This window comes from Bifidobacterium pseudocatenulatum DSM 20438 = JCM 1200 = LMG 10505, assembly GCF_001025215.1.
GTDB classification, from domain to species: Bacteria; Actinomycetota; Actinomycetes; order Actinomycetales; family Bifidobacteriaceae; genus Bifidobacterium; species Bifidobacterium pseudocatenulatum.
In genome coordinates this window covers 1,880,824-1,897,293 of the sequence record NZ_AP012330.1, presented here as the reverse complement: position 1 = coordinate 1,897,293, position 16,470 = coordinate 1,880,824, and the positions used below count along the sequence as shown (strand labels likewise).

Here is a 16,470-nt window from a genome sequence, read left to right as displayed (position 1 = left end):
GCTGAAATTTCGGTAAAGCGCATACCGATTTTTCGGCAATCGTCCGAAAAGAACAAAAATAAGACCTCGGGGGTGTCATCGTGGACATCCCCGGGACCATCTCAAATATCTTAGTAAATATATATACTAGATTTTATAAAAAGATTTTACGAGAGCTTTCGAAGGGAAGCTGTCGAGCTGGCATCCTCGGCGTTATAGCGGATGCCATACGCACACAAAGGAGTAATCCATGCATCGCACGTTCAAATGGCCGGAACTGCTGACCGACAACGGCAAAGGCATCGCATACGGCGGTGATTACAATCCCGACCAGTGGTCGGAAGACGTGTGGGACGAAGACGTCCGCCTCATGAAACAGGCCGGTGTCAATACCGTGGCCGTGGCCATTTTCAGCTGGGATCGCATTCAGCCGGAAGAAAACCGTTGGGATTTCGGCTGGCTTGACCGCATCATCGACAAGCTCGGCAAAGCCGGCATCGCGGTCGATCTGGCCTCCGCAACCGCCACCGCGCCGCTGTGGCTGTACGAAAAGCACCCGGAAGTGCTGCCGCAAGACAAATTCGGCCATCCCGTCAACGCGGGATCGCGCCAATCCTGGAGCCCGACAAGCCCGGTGTTCAAGGAATACGCGCTCACCCTGTGCCGCAAACTGGCCGAACGCTACGGCACCAACCCGTACGTCACCGCATGGCATATGGGCAACGAATACGGCTGGAACAACCGTTACGATTACTCCGACAACGCGCTCAATGCCTTCCGCCTGTGGTGCGAACGCAAATACGGTACCATCGAAAACCTCAACAAGGCGTGGGGCACCACCTTCTGGGGTCAGGAAATGAACGGTTTCCACGAAGTGCTCATCCCGCGTTTCATGGGCGCCGACTCCATGGTGAACCCCGGTCAAAAGCTTGATTTCGAGCGTTTCGGCAACGATATGCTGCTCGACTTCTATAAGGCCGAACGCGACGCCATCGCCGAAATCTGCCCCGACAAGCCGTTCACCACGAACTTCATGGTCTCCACCGACCAGTGCTGCATGGACTACGCCGACTGGGCCGAGGAAGTCGATTTCGTGTCGAACGACCATTACTTCCATGAGGGCGAATCGCATATCGACGAACTGTTCTGCTCCGACGCTTTGATGGATTCCCTCGCGCTCGGCAAGCCGTGGTATGTGATGGAACATTCCACTTCGGCCGTGCAGTGGAAGCCGCTCAACGCACGCAAGCGCAAGGGTGAAACCGTGCGTGACTCCATTGCGCATGTGGCCATGGGTGCCGACGCCATCAACTTCTTCCAGTGGCGTGCCTCCGCATTCGGAGCCGAATCCTTCCACTCCGCACTCGTGCCCCACGCGGGCGAAGACACCAAACTGTTCCGTCAAGTGTGCGAACTGGGCGCAGCGCTGAAAACCCTCGGCGACGCTGGCGTGCAGGGTGCCGAACTGGAACAGTCCGATACGGCGATCCTGTTCAGCGCGGAATCCGAATGGGCCACACGCTCCGAAACCCTGCCGAGCATGAAGCTCAACCATTGGCATGACGTGCGCGACTGGTACCGTGCGTTCCTCAACGCCGGCACCCGTGCCGACATTGTGCCGTTGAAATACGATTGGAGCGCATACAAGACCGTCGTACTGCCGACCGTGATCATGCTCAGCGCCGAAGATACGCAGCGTTTGGCCGATTTCGCAGCTGCCGGCGGCCGTGTGGTCATCGGTTACGCAACCGGACTAATCGACGAAAACTTCCACACCTGGCTCGGCGGATACCCGGGAGCCGGAGACGGCCTGCTGCGCGAAATGCTGGGTATTCGCGGCGAGGAATTCAACATTCTCGGCGCGGAAGCCGAAGGCGAACCGTCCGAAATTCGTTTGAGCTCCGGTGCGGTCACCCGCCTGTGGCAGAACGATGTGAACGTCGACGGCGAACGCGCGCAGGTATTAGCCACCTACGAAGGTGAAGAAGCCGACGAATGGGAACTCGGCGGCACCGCCGCAATCACCCGCAATCCGTACGGTTCCGGCGAAACATACTTCGTCGGCTGCGATCTCAACGTCGCCGATCTTACGGAATTCGTGCGCGAGAATATCGTGGAAGATTCCGCAAATGTCGCCAATCCGACCGATTCCGACGTACTGCACACCGTGCGCAAGTCCGCCGACGCAACCTTCGATTTCTATCTGCCGCGCGGCAAGAAAGAAATCGCATTGCAGGGCATCGAAGGCGAACCAATCTACCTGTTCCAAGCGGAAGCAGAGGAACAGACGGGCAGCTACACCGTGCATCGCAACGGCGTACTCGTCGTAAAGCGCGCATAATTCCGCATAATTTCGCGCAATTGATTGCGTAACACAACAATCTCACACAACCTGAGCCCGCCATTCTGAAACTCAAGAATGGCGGGCTTGCCATAACTGGTAAACTTTTTACCGGCATATTCAACAATCACGGAGACGAACATGGGCGAGTCAAAGCCGGAGCCGAAGCCGGACAAAAAACGCGTCACCCTACGAGACGTGGCCGAAGAGGCAGGCGTTTCACTCAAAACCGCATCCAACGTGATCAACCATTCCGGCCGTATGACCGACTCCACGCGAGAAAAAGTCCAGGAAGTCATCGACCGACTCGGATACCGCGTGAACGTGTCCGCGCGCAATCTCAACCGCGGCAAAACCGGTTTCATCACACTCGCCGTACCAACATTGACCGCCCCATACCTGTCGGAGCTCGCCAACCGCGTAATCGACGCGGCCCGCGGCTACGGCTACTCCGTATACGTCACCACCTACGCCGAAGGATCCGCACAAGGAGCGCAATCACTCCTGCGCAACTTCAACACCACCGTCTCGGACGGCATGATCCTGTCGATCTCCGAAGTCGAAAACCTTGAAGCGGCGGACTTGGACGTGGACTATCCGCTCGTATGCGTGGGCGCGCGTTCCACACACGGCAAAGCCGACCATGTTACCCCCGACGATATTCAGGAAGCCCGACTCGCAGCCGAATACCTGTTCGACCATGGCGCAACCCGGCTCGCGGTGGTCGGATCGCGAACCGAACCGGAGCATATCGATTCCGTGCGTGAAGCAGTGGAAGGCAATGCGCAACTGCGACTTCGCGGCGTGCTCGAAGCGTGCGCCGCGCGGGGAGCGGCATTCGATTCCCGACTGGTAATGAGCACTGGGCAGGATTGGACGATTGGTTCCGGCGCTCGCATTACGCAGCAGCTTATTGATTCCGGGATTCCATTCGACGGTATTGTGGCGTTCAATGACCAGCTTGCGTTGGGTGCGCTGTTCACTTTGGCTGCGAACGGCATTTCCGTGCCTGAACAGATGCAGGTGATCGGCTTCGACAATATTGAAGAAGCCGCATATTTCCAGCCTCCGCTGACCACCATGGATTCTTGTCTCGACTGGATTGCGCCGACTGCGGTCAGCCGCATTCTCGACCGGATCGACGGCACGCGTGTGCTGGAGCCGAGTTACATCACCACCCAGTCGCACGTGATCGCCCGCGCCACCACGCGCGTGTAGCTCGCCGTTGGTTTCGTGCCGTCGCCCTTCGAGCCATCGGTTTCGTACCGTTGTCCTTCGTGCCGTTGATTTCGCGCTATCGCCCTTTGTGCTGTTGGTTTCGTATCGTTGGCTTCGCGACGCAGCTCGCGATGTTTGTGCAGTTTCCTTGCCAAACGCCTTTTTAGGGGGTATCTGTTCTTGATTTTCATTCCCGTATTGCCGGTTTGGCAGGTTTTTCCGTCTGCGCAAGTCTGATTTCAGGCCTGACTTGCGACTTAGGCAGACAGGTTTCGTCCGAACTTGCGTTTTCGGTTTCCTGGCCCGTCTGCGCAACTCCGATTTCAGGGCCAATTCCGGACTTGTGCAGACGCAAAATCAGACTTATGCAGACACGGAACCGAGGTTGTGCAGACCCGAATCAACCTCGGTGTTCCGGCAATTCCTGCGCGGGCAGCTGCGCCGGTCGACTGTGCGGACACCGAAATGGGACCCACATCAGGAACGACCGGAGAGCGTGAGAATTACAAGAATCACGTTAAGTGCGACAATCGGCGAAACAACTACCATATTGATCGCGAATTTCACCGGACCATCCACATAATCGCCCATTAATGATCGATCGTGAGTGTATTTCATCAGCGGAATAATCGCAAATGGAATGCCGATCGACAGCACAACTTGCCCTATGATCAGCGCTTCCGTCGGATTCTTAGCAAACCACAACACCACCAACGCCGGTACGAGCGTCACCACGCGGCATGCCCACATCGGCGCTTTGATCCGCAGCAGTCCATGCATGATTTCGGCGCCCGCATATGTGCCGACCGACGTGGAACTCAGGCTGGAAGCCAGCAGTCCGACCGAGAAAATCGTGCCGATCACCGGACCTAGCACATGCTGAATGGCCTGTTGCGCACCCTCGATCGTATCCGTGCCGGTCATGCCATGCAATGAATTCGCCGCAAGAATCAATAGTGCAAGATTCACCGATCCAGCAAGTAATAATGCCCAGAACACGTCTATTTTGCTTCCGTGTAGCAGGGTCTTTACGCTCGGTTTGGGCTCTCCTGGCACGTAATGGTCGTTCACCAGCGTGGAATGCAGGCAAATCGCGTGCGGCATCACCGTGGCGCCCAGCATGGAAGTTGCCATCAATACCGTTTCGGTTCCTTTGAAATGCGGAACAAGACCTTGTAAAACTTGCGCAGGATTTGGTGGATCAATAAAAAGGCCTGCAATAAATCCAAAAGTAATCACCAGCAGCAATGCGATAATCAGCTTTTCAAAAATATGATGCGTGGCACTCTTTTGAAAAATAAGCAAGACCGTAGAAATAATGCCGATTATGCACCCACCAATAAAAAGCGGAAGTCCAAATAATAATTTCAGTGCGATTGCGCCGCCAATTACTTCCGCAAGATCAGTCGCTATTGCAATGACTTCCGCTTGCATGAAAAACATGAATCGACCGCCGTCGCCAAGTCGTTCTCCCAGGATTTCGGGAAGACTTTTTCCGGTGACGATACCAAGTTTTGCGGACTGATATTGAATGAGCACGCTCATACAATTGGCGAGTACCAGCACCCACACCAGCAGATATCCGTACCTCGCGCCGGATGTGATATTCGCCGCCACATTGCCGGGATCCACGTAGGCGACGGCCGCCACAAAAGCAGGTCCAAGCATGCCGGCAAGCGCGTGCCCATGGCGGGAAGAGAAATCGTGATTCGCCCGTGCCGTTTCCCAGCATTCCACGCCATCCGTCGCACCCGCATTGACCATGCCTCCCATGCCGTCCATATCGTTCGCGTCGTCTGTACTGTTCATGTTCGTCGCCCTCTTATCCGAGCAATGTTATAGCGCACGAGACTGCGCGGTTATGTTACGTACGCGCATATCATCTGTCGGCATATGCGCGACTCATGCAACGGCGCGTCCGAACCGTTCCAAGACGCAATGCGAGGCATGTGCCACGAAATATGGCCGAATTGCGGCGACCTGCGGCTAAGCTGGAACAAGCATGAGAACGGTTGAGAATAATCGCCTGAAACACAGCCTTCGAAAGGACAACGCATGGAAACCTTCCATACCCCCATGGTCACATTGAACGACGGCAATCTGATTCCGCAAATCGGCTTGGGCGTGCTGCGCATCGACGATGAGGGCGTTACCCCCGTAGTGGAGAGTGCGCTGGAAGCCGGCTACCGTCATATCGACGGCGCGGCGGGGTACAACAATGAGGCCGGCGTGGGTCGCGCGCTGAACAATGCGGGATTCACGGAAGGTGAGCAGCGCAAAAACCTGTGGGTTACGACGAAACTGCGCGATTCCGAGCAGGGGTATGACAGCGCACGCAAGGCGTTCGACCGCCAGCTTGGCTTGCTGCAGCTCGATTATGTCGACATGTACATGCTGCATTGGCCCACCCCGTTCGACTGGCGTTCCAGCGAAACGTGGAAGGCGTTCCAGGAATTCCGCGCGGAGGGGCGCGTGCGCACGCTGGGTGTGTGCAATTTCCTGCCCGAGCATCTCGACCGCTTGCATGAGGAGACCGGCGAATATCCTGCCGTCAACCAGATTGAGCTGCATCCGACTTGGCAGCAGCGCGAGGTCGTGGACTATTGCAAGGCGCACGGCATTGCCGTGGAAGCATATTCGCCGATGGCTCGCGGTGCTGATTTGAACGCCGGAAACGGTGCGATTGAGCGCATCGCAGCGGAGCATGGGGTTACCCCTGCGCAGGTGATTCTGCGTTGGCATATCGAAAATGGCACGATCATCATCCCCAAGTCGGTGCATGCGGATCGGCAGAAGCAGAATCTCGATTTGTTTGGATTCGTGCTCACCCCTGAAGAACATGCCGCGATCGACGCGCTTGACGGTCCGACGCGCGCCGGACATGATCCGATGACGTTCACGTACGCCTGATACTCCGTAATTCCATAATTTCGTATTATTTTTAATAATTATGCCTCGAAAGAATAATCGTAATTCTTATAATTATCGGAATATTGAACGCGACGTGCGTGATATCCAGCGGGCCGGCAAGCGGTTCAAAAAAAGTTGGATCAACGCCGACGGTCCGCTGGAACGTATTCTTATTTTGCTGGTAGTCGTTGCGGTAATCGGCGTCACTATCGGCATGCTGCTGCCGAAAGTCAATCCGACCGTAGGCGAAATCACCGGCGAGTACACGGCAACCGGCACAGCTGCGGAAACGTTGGAAAAACTTACCGTCGACGACAATCCCAGCAAGGCCGGATATGATCGCGATGCGTTCGGATTCCGCGAAACCGACGACGATGGCAACGGTTGCGACGTGCGCGAAGACGTGCTCGCGCGCGATCTGACGGACGTGCAATATAAGAACGGCCGTAGCTGCCAGGTTGCGTCGGGCACGCTTGACGATCCGTATACCGGTCAGACCATCCAATTCGTACGTGGAGTGAAAACGTCTTCGGCGGTGCAGATCGATCATGTGGTCGCGTTGGAAAATGCGTGGCAGTCGGGCGCGAACACGTGGGATCATGCGAAGCTGTACCAATTCGGCAACGACATGTACAATCTGCTGGCCGTGGATGGGCCCGCGAATCAGCAGAAGGGTTCCGCTTCGGCCGCATACTGGCTGCCGACGAACAGTGAATACCGTTGCGATTACGTGGCCCGGCAGATTGGCGTGAAAGACAAGTACGGGCTGACTGTCACTTCGCAGGAAAAGCGGGCGATGCTTTCCGTATTGCACGGTTGCCCAGCGCAGGAATTGCCGGAAAGCTGAAGCTGCTCATTTAGGCGCGGATATTTGCGGGTGCTGGCTGGGAACGGTCGTAGTTGTAGACGGTGAACGTTCCTTTGTTGAATCGTTTGGTTTCGTACAGCGCCAAGTCGGCCTGTGCGACGCATTGGTCGAAATCCACGCTTCCGATCGCGTCTCCATCGGCGCGCCCCGTGCCAAGGCTGGCACCGTCAGCGGCTGCAATGCGGCACACGCCTACGCTGCAATGCACGTCTTGCCCGTGCTGTTCCGAGGTGCGTGCCAACTGTTGGAAGAACATGCCCAGCGTGGTTTCAAGCACCTGTTCGCTGGCGGTGTTGCGAATAAGCGCCAAGAATTCGTCACCGCCATATCGGCAGATAATGTCATCTTGCCGGTAGATGTGCCGAAGTTGGGATGCGACCTCGCGGATCCAGAAATCGCCGACCGTGTGTCCGTATGTGTCGTTGATGGTTTTGAAATCGTCGATGTCGACGAACATCAGCATCGCTTCGTCGTGCGAATCCATGCGGTCGAAATATTTGCGCATGTGTTTCCATCCCGCTTCCTTGTTCAGCAAACCGGTCATGCCGTCATGTTCGGCTTCGTACCGTGCTTTTTCGTAGGCGGCCTGTTGCGAGTGGAATCGCATGTTCATTTCCACGGTGTCCATGACGAACATAATCTGTGTGGAAATCACGATCGCCAAACATTGCAATGAAAAACTGTATGCCAGTGCTTGGTAGATGGTCGCCAATACTGGTAGCACGAAGAACGACATCATGGAAAGGAAAATAATGCGATCAAGATTCTTGCGATATGAGATCAACATGAAGAGGCATAATGCGATTCCCAAGACCGCAATTGCCTGCGAAAGAAGATAGAAATTACCGCGATGGTAAAGATTGTGGTCATCGAAATAGTAGAAAAGACCAGTGAATTGTGTGATGATAAGTAAGAGAATTCCAATTACGGATAATGCGTAGACAGCACGCAATGCGGCTGGTTTGCGATGCTGATGTTTGCTCACTGTCAACCAAACATAGGTTGCGAAGAAACTCATGAAAATATAGTTGATGCAGAATACTGAGAAATTGCTTATGCGAACCATATAGTATGCGGTTTCGTCTGCATCTACGCGAAAATACCAGCTGAGCGCGTCGGTTCCAAGAAGAAGCATGCAGGCGATCTGCATGAGTATTTTGATGCGAGTTCGTCTGGTTTTGTGTGGGGTTGCAATGAAAATTCCGCCTGCGCAAATCAGGCATATGAAAATACCCCACAACTCCATGCAGATGTGGAACATGGCCCTGACTGTCATTATCCTCCACCCACCCCCCCCCCTCGACGCTGCCTGCGTCGAAAACTTGCCTACCTCTTTCGTGTGCCATGATACCTCTAAATAGGGGAGCGTTACCCCGAAATGACAAAAACAGGAATCCGCAGGCGAATATCCATGCCTCTGTCATACGGGCTATCATATAGTTTGTGCGTTTGAATGTGGAGAAGGTGATTGATGTCAGCGAAGCGGAGCATGTCTCGAGCGCTTACTCGAGAGGAATCGTATCAGGACGGTCATTTAACGCGCACGGCGTTTATTTCCATTGCGATTCTTACATTTATTACGTTCGTCGGTAATTTCACGCAATTGCAGTTGAGCGCCGCGTTGCCGACAATCGTCAGTGATTTTGGTATTTCCGTTACGACCGGTCAGTGGCTGACGTCGATTTTCCAGCTGGTCATGGGCGTGATGGTGCCGCTTACGGCATACCTTACGAGACGTTTTTCGACGCGCGAAATCGTGCTTGTTTCCATGGTTGTGTTCACGATCGGTTCACTGTTCGCTTGGCTTGGTCCAACTTTTTTGATGGTGCTGATCGGGCGTTTGCTTGAGGCGGTTGGCACTGGTGTGATGTGGCCGGTGTTGCAGATCACGGTGTTTTCGATTTATCCGCTGTCTCGCCGTGGTTTCGCAATGGGTACGGTTGGCATGGCGATGAGCGTGGCTCCGGCGATCGGCCCGACGCTTGGCGGTGTGCAGACGGACTTGAACGGTTGGCGTTCAATTTTCCTCACGTTGACCATTATCGGCGTGATTTCGCTGCTTCTTGCCTATTTTGGATTGCATAATTTCGGTGAGAACGATAAAACCGCGAAGGCTGACTTTTTTTCCGTTGGACTGTCTATTTTCGGTTTCGGCGGGCTAATGTTCGGCTTTACGAATATTGAATCGTATTCGTTTGTAAATCCTATGGTTTGGCTGCCAATGGTGATTGGCGTTGTGGGAATTATTTGGTTTGTGCTCCGCCAGATTCATGGCGCGCGCAGGCAGATTGAAAATCCTGAAGCGCAGCCGCCACTGTTGAATTTGAGCGTGTTGAAGAATCGTAGTTTTACTGTTGGCACGATCACGGCCGCGCTCTCGTTCTTCGCGTTCAGTTCGATTATGGTGATCATGCCCCTGTACATTCAGGATTGCCGTGGCTATTCTGCTGCGATTAGCGGCCTGGTGATGCTTCCGGGTGCTTTGGGCCAGTGCATTTCGCAGTTTTTCGGTGGTAAGGTGCTTGACCGTTTCGGCGCACGTCCGGTGGCGTTGATAGGCACGATTACCTTGTGTTTCGGCACGGTCATGATGAGTTTGATTTCCATGACTTCGTGGATTTGGTGGGTGTCGATTTGGCAGTTTGTGCGCCAGATCGGCATGGGTTTCGTGTTGATGCCGATCACCACATGGTCACTGAATTGTTTGGAACCGGAAGAGGTGAGCGCCGGATCCGCGGTGACGAATACGGTTCGTCAGATTGCGGGCGCGATTGGCGCTCCGGTGTTGGTGATTTTGATGGAGACGTTCACGTCTCTTCGTTGGACTGCGCTTGGTGGCACAAAAGCCGTGTATGCGGCTGCCAACGTGTTCGGCATTCAGTGGGCGCTTCGTATCAGTGCAGCAATCTGCTTCGTGATGGTGCTGATGGTGTTCTTCGGCGTGCGCGGCCAGGGTGCCGGTTCCACGCATGAAACCGTGCAACGCGCCCTCAACCGTAGGCGTGCCGCCTGACCGTGCATGCTGCGACGGCTACTCCTCTTCGTTGGGCTTGTATTCCACTACGCTGAGGGCCACCACGCCTGCGCTGGTGTGCACGAACACATTGGCGCTCCCGCCTACGGCTTCCAAGCCTTCCACCAAGTGTGAGATCGGCTCGGAATCGAGCACTGGCAGCACTTGCGCCACGCCGTCTGCGTCGGTGACGGTGAGCGTATCGTCCAAATATCCGGAGGCGAGCGTTTCGTCGATGGCGCTTTCGAATTCGGCCAGCTTGCTGATTTCCTCTTCGGCGGCCTTGTTTGCGGCCACTTCCACAGCTTGCGCCACTTCTTCTCGCATTGCTTCTTCGCTCATGATTGCCTCTTTTGTTAAGCACCGTTTTGCAACCTATAGATTATCGGATGAACGTATCAGAACGATTCCAAATGCCGGAAAGTGTCCATATAGTGGCACTTTTGTGAAAGCATCACCCTCAATGCATGCGGGAAACATATGCGGGGATGAACGCGGGTAGCGTTCACGAGAAGAGATGTTGTGAGAGATGTTGTGAAAAACGATGCGTAAGACTATCGGTTGCAACATGTGATTGCATACGATTGCGGATTGCGCGGAATAGGAAGTGAAACGGGAAGATGGAATGGGAGAGGAGTGCGCATGACTCGACTTGGCGATGTCCAACGAAGTGAGACGCGTCGTGAAACGCGCGCTTCACTGCTTACGGCGTTGCTGTGGTTCGCATCCGCCGTCATCGTGTTCGCGATGCTTCTGCGCATGCTGCCGAACAGTCTCGATGGTAAACGGTACGTGCCTTTGATTGTCGCACTCATGCCTTGGCTTGGCTTGCTTTCCGTGATTATCGCAATTATTGCAACAGTTTTTCGCACTGTCGGCAAACGAAAACTTTTAGTCGCGTTAAGCGTATTGTGCGTGATCATCCAGATTATCTGGCATTGGGGGTATGTCGTTCCGACCAATGATCGTGCCATACAACCTTCTGCAACAGTGCGTGTCATGACGTTCAATACGAAGCAAGGTTGTGCCGATGCGCAGCAAATCGTGCGAACAATCCAAAGCGAGCATGTTGAAATTCTTGCAATGCAGGAAGTTTCATCAGGATTATTAGATCGGTTGCATGATGCTGGAATTGAGGATCATCTTCCGTATTCCGTTTCCGCGCAACTCACTTGGCACGACAATGGCGGTGTGAACGTACTGTATAGTGCGCATCCTCTGCAGGAAACAACGCAGGATCTCATTCCTATTGAATCCAGTAGTATTCCTGCCGCGACAGTTGATTTCAATGGCAGAAAAGTACGATTTGGGTCGGTTCATCCGTTTTCTCCACGACCAAGCAATCAGGGATTATGGAATAAAAGTTTGGATTCCATAGCGCAATTACAGCATTACGATAATGGGGAATCGTATGTGCTGATGGGGGATTTTAATTCCACGTGGGATCATGCAAGCTTCAGATATTTGTTGGGCGATCGCTTTACGGATGCGGGGGAGAGTGCCGGCGAGGGATTGCATATGACGTATCCTTCGGTATTCCCTATCGCTGAAATCGACCATATCATCTACGACAAGGGTGTGTACGCCAGAAATTTGGAAACCAAGCGGATTCAAGGTTCCGACCACAAGGCATTATTGGCGACGTTGGAACTTCAGTAATGCTGCCGTCGCGGGTCATGCTTGAGTTGTAGCAATACTGGTTTGCAGGTCACGTTTAGGTTGCATCAGTTCTTGCGTTACCGGCAACATTTGGGTAGTAACACCGCCGTTATTGCCCCGTTTTTGCTCCGTAAGTTTCATCGACTCCCCCTACTATTACACTGGGGAATCCGAAGTGCTTGCAAACAATTAGGGAGCGAAACGGAATATGAACGGCGCGTCTGATCAGCCTGAAGAATTCGGCGTCCAGCCTGAGCAAGGCCGTCAGGAGGAGCCGCAGTCTAATGCCGATTCAACCTCCGACGCAACCGCCAGTCCAGAAGATTCCACTTCCAGCGCCCCGCATTCCCGCCGCGTGCGCCGCCGTATGAGCGCCGAGCATATTCGCCAAATCAAGCGCAAACGTCGCCGTCGCAAGATCCTAATCGGCGTGCTTGTGGTAGTCGCAGCCCTCGCCGTTTTCGCCGGCGCATTCGTATGGTCTGCGCTGCACGTGAAAAACGAGCTGCAGCAGGCGGTGTCGAGTGCTCAAGGCTTGCAGCAGACCATCTCCGAAGCGGACACGTCCAAGCTTGAGAAGCAGACAACCGCGTTCTCCGATCACGTAAGCAAGGCCTACAAGCAAACCTCTTCGCCGCTGTGGCAGGTGGCGTCGGTCGTGCCGTATGTGGGCAATGACATTTCCGCCGTACGCACCACGGTGGCCGCCATGGAGAATATTTCGTCGCAGGCGTTGCCGCAACTGGTGAAAGTCGCCGAAAATGTTGATCTGAACAGTATTCACGTGGAAAACGGCACGATCGAAATTTCCGGATTGGAAGCGTCTCAGCAGCCGCTCCAAATCGCGGACGATACGATCGACAAGGCCACGCGGGAAGTGAAAACCGTGAAAACCCCGCATATCGCGCAGATCGCGGACGCCCTGAAAACCGCGGAAACGTATTGCGAAAAACTTGACAGCATGGTGCATTCCTTGAATTCCATCGTGCAGGTGCTGCCCAGCATGTTGGGTACGGAAAGCCATGCGAATGATGCTCCGCGCAATTATCTGATCCTTGCGCAAACGAATGCGGAGGTACGCCCTTCCGGCGGTCTTACGGGATCGCTCGGCCTGGTCACGGTGCAAGGCGGTCACGTGAGCTTGCAGCCGTTCGTTTCCGATTCGGAAATTCAGAATGCCGATGAGCCGGTTGTGGATTTGACCGCCGAGGAACGTTTGCTGTTCACCGACAAGCTTGGCAAGGATATTCGCGACGTGAATTTCACTCCTGATTTTCCGCGTACCGGCGAGATTGTGAGCGCCATGTGGGCTCGCCAGTACGGTGTTGCGGTTGATGGTGTGATCGCCATTGATCCGCTGTTCCTGCAGAACATGCTGGCTGTGACCGGTGGCGTTGCCATGCCTGACGGTTCGACGTTGGATGGCACGAATACTGCCCAAACGTTGCTGCATGACGTGTATGCGCGCATGGCTCCGCAGGAGACGGACGAGTATTTCGCGGTTGCCGCGCAGGCCGCGTTCGACCATATCATGCAGAATGTGGACGATTTCAAATCGTATGTCAAGGCGCTTTCCACGTCTGTTGAGCAGGGGCATGTGATGGTGTGGAGTGCGCATGAGGATGAGCAGGATCTGATTGCCGATTCCGCGATTTCCGGCAAATTGATTACGGAAGGTGCAAAACCGCAGGTCGGCGTGTATATTTCCGACGAAACCGAGTCGAAAATGGACTGGTATTTGCATCGCGAAGTGACCACTGAATTCCAGAAGGTCGCGCGAAACGGCGCGAACCAGTATACGGTGCATATCAAGTTGCAGAACACCATGACGGCGGAGGAAGCGGCTTCCGAAGCTGACTATGTGACCGGTGCCGGAAATATCGTTCCGAAAGGCCAGATCAAGACGGCATTGTTCATTTACGCGCCTGCGAACGGTCGTTTGGTGGATTGGGAATTCCAGAATGCCGACGATTACAAGGGTGTGACTTTGCACGATGGCCTGACCGTGGGCGTGGGTGATGTGACCTTGCAGCCCGGCGAATCCTATGAGATCACCGTGCATGTGCAGTCCGCTCCAGATACGGATGAGCCGCTCACCCTCCGCCAGACCCCGCTGATTGAAGGCCGCTAGACAGTTCCGTAGGCAACCTAAGCAGCTAAGCAAGCGGCTCTAGACAAGCCATCTTGCAACAGGGGAGTATGGGGGAATATGTGGGTATATGCGCATGTAGCCTCACGTTCACGGAACGGACGTCAACTTTTCATCCGTTCTTGCCGCGCGTTTCGCGGTATCGCGTCAAAAGCAAGTTTCCAATAGTCATTTAACCGCAAAAGCGAGTTGGAGATCTACTCTGTTAACAGGGCTTATGATACTATCTCTTCATGGAGGGAAGCCCCCTTCTTTTCGGGTGGGGGTAGTTAGTAGAAGGAGGAGTCATGCAAGGCGGTTTCCGCAGCTCTGAGCAGGGTTCGGATCAAGTAGTGAGAACCCAGGAAATCCATATCGTCTCTTCTAACTCTCGTCACCAGGATCAGAAGCAGGAGCGACATCAGTCTCAAGACAACAGCCCTCAGTTTGAGCCGATGATGTTTTCGAACACGCCATTTTCCGTTGGTGAAGATGGAAAGCGCAAGGGCAGGCGGAATCAGGTTGTGCCCGCATGGCGTTATTCTTTTGTCGTCTGCTTGGTGATGGTCGATCTTGCGGTCATGCTGATTTCGCTATCCATCAGTCTTTGGGCCAACGATGCCGCATATAATGCCATCAATGGGGCCATGCCGTTCTGGCTGTTCCTCATCTGCTTCAGCCTCATCTGGGTGTTGAGCCTCACCTTTGCCGGAACGTATCATCGCCATGTGATGGCGGAAGGCTACGAGCTGTATGCGAAAATCATCAACGCGTCGCTGCTCACCATCATCACTTACTGCTCGCTTGCTTTTATTTTCAATCTTTCCTTGCCGAGAACCGCGCTTATCGTCGCCCCGATCATTGCATTCTTCCTAGAAGTCATCGCCCGTTGGCAGATGCGTCAGTGGCAGCATCGCAGCCGTCAGAAGGGCGCCTGTAAGTATAAGACCGTGGTGATTGGTTCTTCCGACGGTATCAATTGTGCGTTGCGCACCATGCGGGACTACTCCAATTGGGGGTATTCGCCGATTGCCGTGTGTCCGATCGAAGCTGACGACAATGAGAAAGACGCTTATGTGGTCACGTCGTTCGAGCCTGATCCTTCCATTGAAGGTGCCGACAAGCTGAAGGTGATTCCGTTCAATGCCGCTTTCCCGCGTACGTGCGAAAGCTTGGGTGCGCAGGAAGTGTATGTTGCCGACGTGCTGTCCCGCGATTCCGAAATGCTGCATGGCATTTCCCTTGCGGTCGAGTCGCTTGGCATGGAGCTTGCGTTGGCTGTTTCCTTGGCTGACGTGAGCGGCCACCGCCTGTACTTGCGTAATACGGCCGAACAGCCGGTATTGCTGGCCAGTTTGCCGCAGTATACGAATACGACGTACGTGATTAAACGCCTGCTGGATATCGTTGGTTCGGCTTTCGCGCTGCTGATTTCCTCGCCGCTGATGTTGGGTACGGCGATCGCCATCAAGCTTGATGACGGTGGTTCGATTTTCTTCTCGCAGCAGCGTATCGGTTTGCATGGCAAGCCGTTTACCATGTATAAATTCCGTTCCATGGTCACCAATGCGGAAGAATTGAAGAAGAAACTTGCCGAAGAAAATGGACAGACCGATCGTTTCATCTTCAAAATGAAGGATGATCCGAGAATTACGAAGGTCGGTCGTTTTATTCGTAAGACTTCGTTGGATGAATTCCCCCAGTTCTTCAACGTTTTGAAGGGCGACATGTCTTTGGTTGGTCCTCGCCCGGCTTTGCCGGAAGAGGTTGCTCGCTATGGTTCCCTTTATTCCGCGCGACTGCTGGTTAAGCCTGGTATTACCGGTCCGTGGCAGGTTTCCGGCCGTTCGGATCTTTCGCAGGAGCAGAGCGAATATTTGGACGTTTCCTATATCGAAAATTGGTCCATTGCAGGCGATCTTGCGATTCTCGCAAAAACCGTGCTCGTGGTCTTCCGCGGCACCGGATCTTACTAAATTCCGCAGTACTTTTCGCACGAATCGTCGTGCAAATCAGAGCGCTCCCTCCCGGAGCGCTCTTTTGCTTTCCCACGTGGTGCAGATGGGAAATGTGTTTTTGTGTGGTTGCGACCTCGCTTGTTTGATTGTGGGCTCGCTTGTTTCTTGATGGGAAACAATTATTCGTCATATGTATATTTTGCAGTTATTGGGATACGTTTATTCGTGTGAGGAATATTGTGATACTCATGTGAAACAGTTTTAACTTATGTGATGAGGTCCACTATAACTAAAGATTGTCTTTTGATATATCTCATATAAGATTTGGATTTTCAAAATATGTAATTTGCTTTCCTTTGCGCATTGTGAGATAATTAATGCAGCATGGCGCCATGA

12 protein-coding genes are annotated in these 16,470 nt (G+C 53.9%); 8 read left to right on the top strand and 4 right to left on the bottom strand.

Translation table 11 applies throughout. The features are described from left to right. Positions 1-229 precede the first annotated feature (229 nt). Both BBPC_RS07805 and BBPC_RS07800 read left to right on the top strand, forming a co-directional pair. Entirely contained in the window at positions 230-2,320 is a 2,091-nt protein-coding gene (locus tag BBPC_RS07805; protein ID WP_004221064.1) for a beta-galactosidase, read from the top strand. 141 nt (positions 2,321-2,461) lie between these two features. Continuing rightward, positions 2,462-3,538, top strand: a complete 1,077-nt coding sequence (locus BBPC_RS07800) for a LacI family DNA-binding transcriptional regulator (RefSeq protein ID WP_004221067.1) — start codon at positions 2,462-2,464, stop codon at positions 3,536-3,538. A gap of 477 nt (positions 3,539-4,015) precedes the next feature. Here the strand turns inward: BBPC_RS07800 and BBPC_RS07795 are convergent, their stop codons facing one another. Then, entirely contained in the window at positions 4,016-5,206 is a 1,191-nt protein-coding gene (locus BBPC_RS07795; RefSeq protein ID WP_047749769.1) for an Nramp family divalent metal transporter, read from the bottom strand. Positions 5,207-5,593: 387 nt separating this feature from the next. Between BBPC_RS07795 and BBPC_RS07790 the strand changes: the two genes are divergently transcribed. Together BBPC_RS07790 and BBPC_RS07785 are read left to right on the top strand one after the other, a co-directional pair. Then, positions 5,594-6,448, top strand: a complete 855-nt coding sequence (locus BBPC_RS07790; RefSeq protein ID WP_004221075.1) for an aldo/keto reductase — start codon at positions 5,594-5,596, stop codon at positions 6,446-6,448. Positions 6,449-6,488: 40 nt separating this feature from the next. After that, the gene (locus BBPC_RS07785) at positions 6,489-7,295 is read left to right on the top strand and encodes an HNH endonuclease family protein (protein WP_004221076.1); all 807 of its coding nucleotides are present in this window, start codon (positions 6,489-6,491) and stop codon (positions 7,293-7,295) included. A 10-nt stretch (positions 7,296-7,305) separates the two neighbouring features. Here the strand turns inward: BBPC_RS07785 and BBPC_RS07780 are convergent, their stop codons facing one another. After that, positions 7,306-8,103 (bottom strand): GGDEF domain-containing protein, encoded by a 798-nt coding sequence (locus tag BBPC_RS07780; RefSeq protein WP_226563079.1) that lies wholly within the window; start codon positions 8,101-8,103, stop codon positions 7,306-7,308. 684 nt (positions 8,104-8,787) lie between these two features. Between BBPC_RS07780 and BBPC_RS07770 the strand changes: the two genes are divergently transcribed. Beyond that, positions 8,788-10,329, top strand: coding sequence for an MDR family MFS transporter (locus tag BBPC_RS07770; RefSeq protein ID WP_004221078.1), 1,542 nt, complete (start codon positions 8,788-8,790; stop codon positions 10,327-10,329). A gap of 18 nt (positions 10,330-10,347) precedes the next feature. Here BBPC_RS07770 and BBPC_RS07765 read toward each other — a convergent pair whose 3' ends face one another. Then, positions 10,348-10,671 carry a hypothetical protein gene (locus tag BBPC_RS07765; protein WP_004221079.1) on the bottom strand — a complete coding sequence of 108 codons (324 nt, stop codon included), beginning with the start codon at positions 10,669-10,671 and terminating at the stop codon, positions 10,348-10,350. A gap of 300 nt (positions 10,672-10,971) precedes the next feature. Here BBPC_RS07765 and BBPC_RS07760 point away from each other — a divergent pair, with 300 nt between their 5' ends. Beyond that, positions 10,972-11,988, top strand: a complete 1,017-nt coding sequence (locus BBPC_RS07760) for an endonuclease/exonuclease/phosphatase family protein (RefSeq protein ID WP_004221080.1) — start codon at positions 10,972-10,974, stop codon at positions 11,986-11,988. Positions 11,989-12,003: 15 nt separating this feature from the next. On the opposite strand, the gene BBPC_RS10190 is transcribed toward BBPC_RS07760, so the two are convergent. Further along, a complete protein-coding gene (locus BBPC_RS10190) occupies positions 12,004-12,129 on the bottom strand; it encodes a hypothetical protein (protein ID WP_256865906.1) in 126 nt (41 codons plus the stop codon). A gap of 67 nt (positions 12,130-12,196) precedes the next feature. On the opposite strand from BBPC_RS10190, the gene BBPC_RS07755 reads away from it, so the two are divergent. Together BBPC_RS07755 and BBPC_RS07750 are read left to right on the top strand one after the other, a co-directional pair. Next, positions 12,197-14,119: a DUF4012 domain-containing protein gene (locus BBPC_RS07755; RefSeq protein WP_004221084.1), complete on the top strand. Its 1,923-nt coding sequence runs from the start codon at positions 12,197-12,199 to the stop codon at positions 14,117-14,119. Positions 14,120-14,424: 305 nt separating this feature from the next. After that, positions 14,425-16,092 carry a sugar transferase gene (locus tag BBPC_RS07750; protein WP_004221085.1) on the top strand — a complete coding sequence of 556 codons (1,668 nt, stop codon included), beginning with the start codon at positions 14,425-14,427 and terminating at the stop codon, positions 16,090-16,092. Positions 16,093-16,470 lie beyond the last annotated feature (378 nt).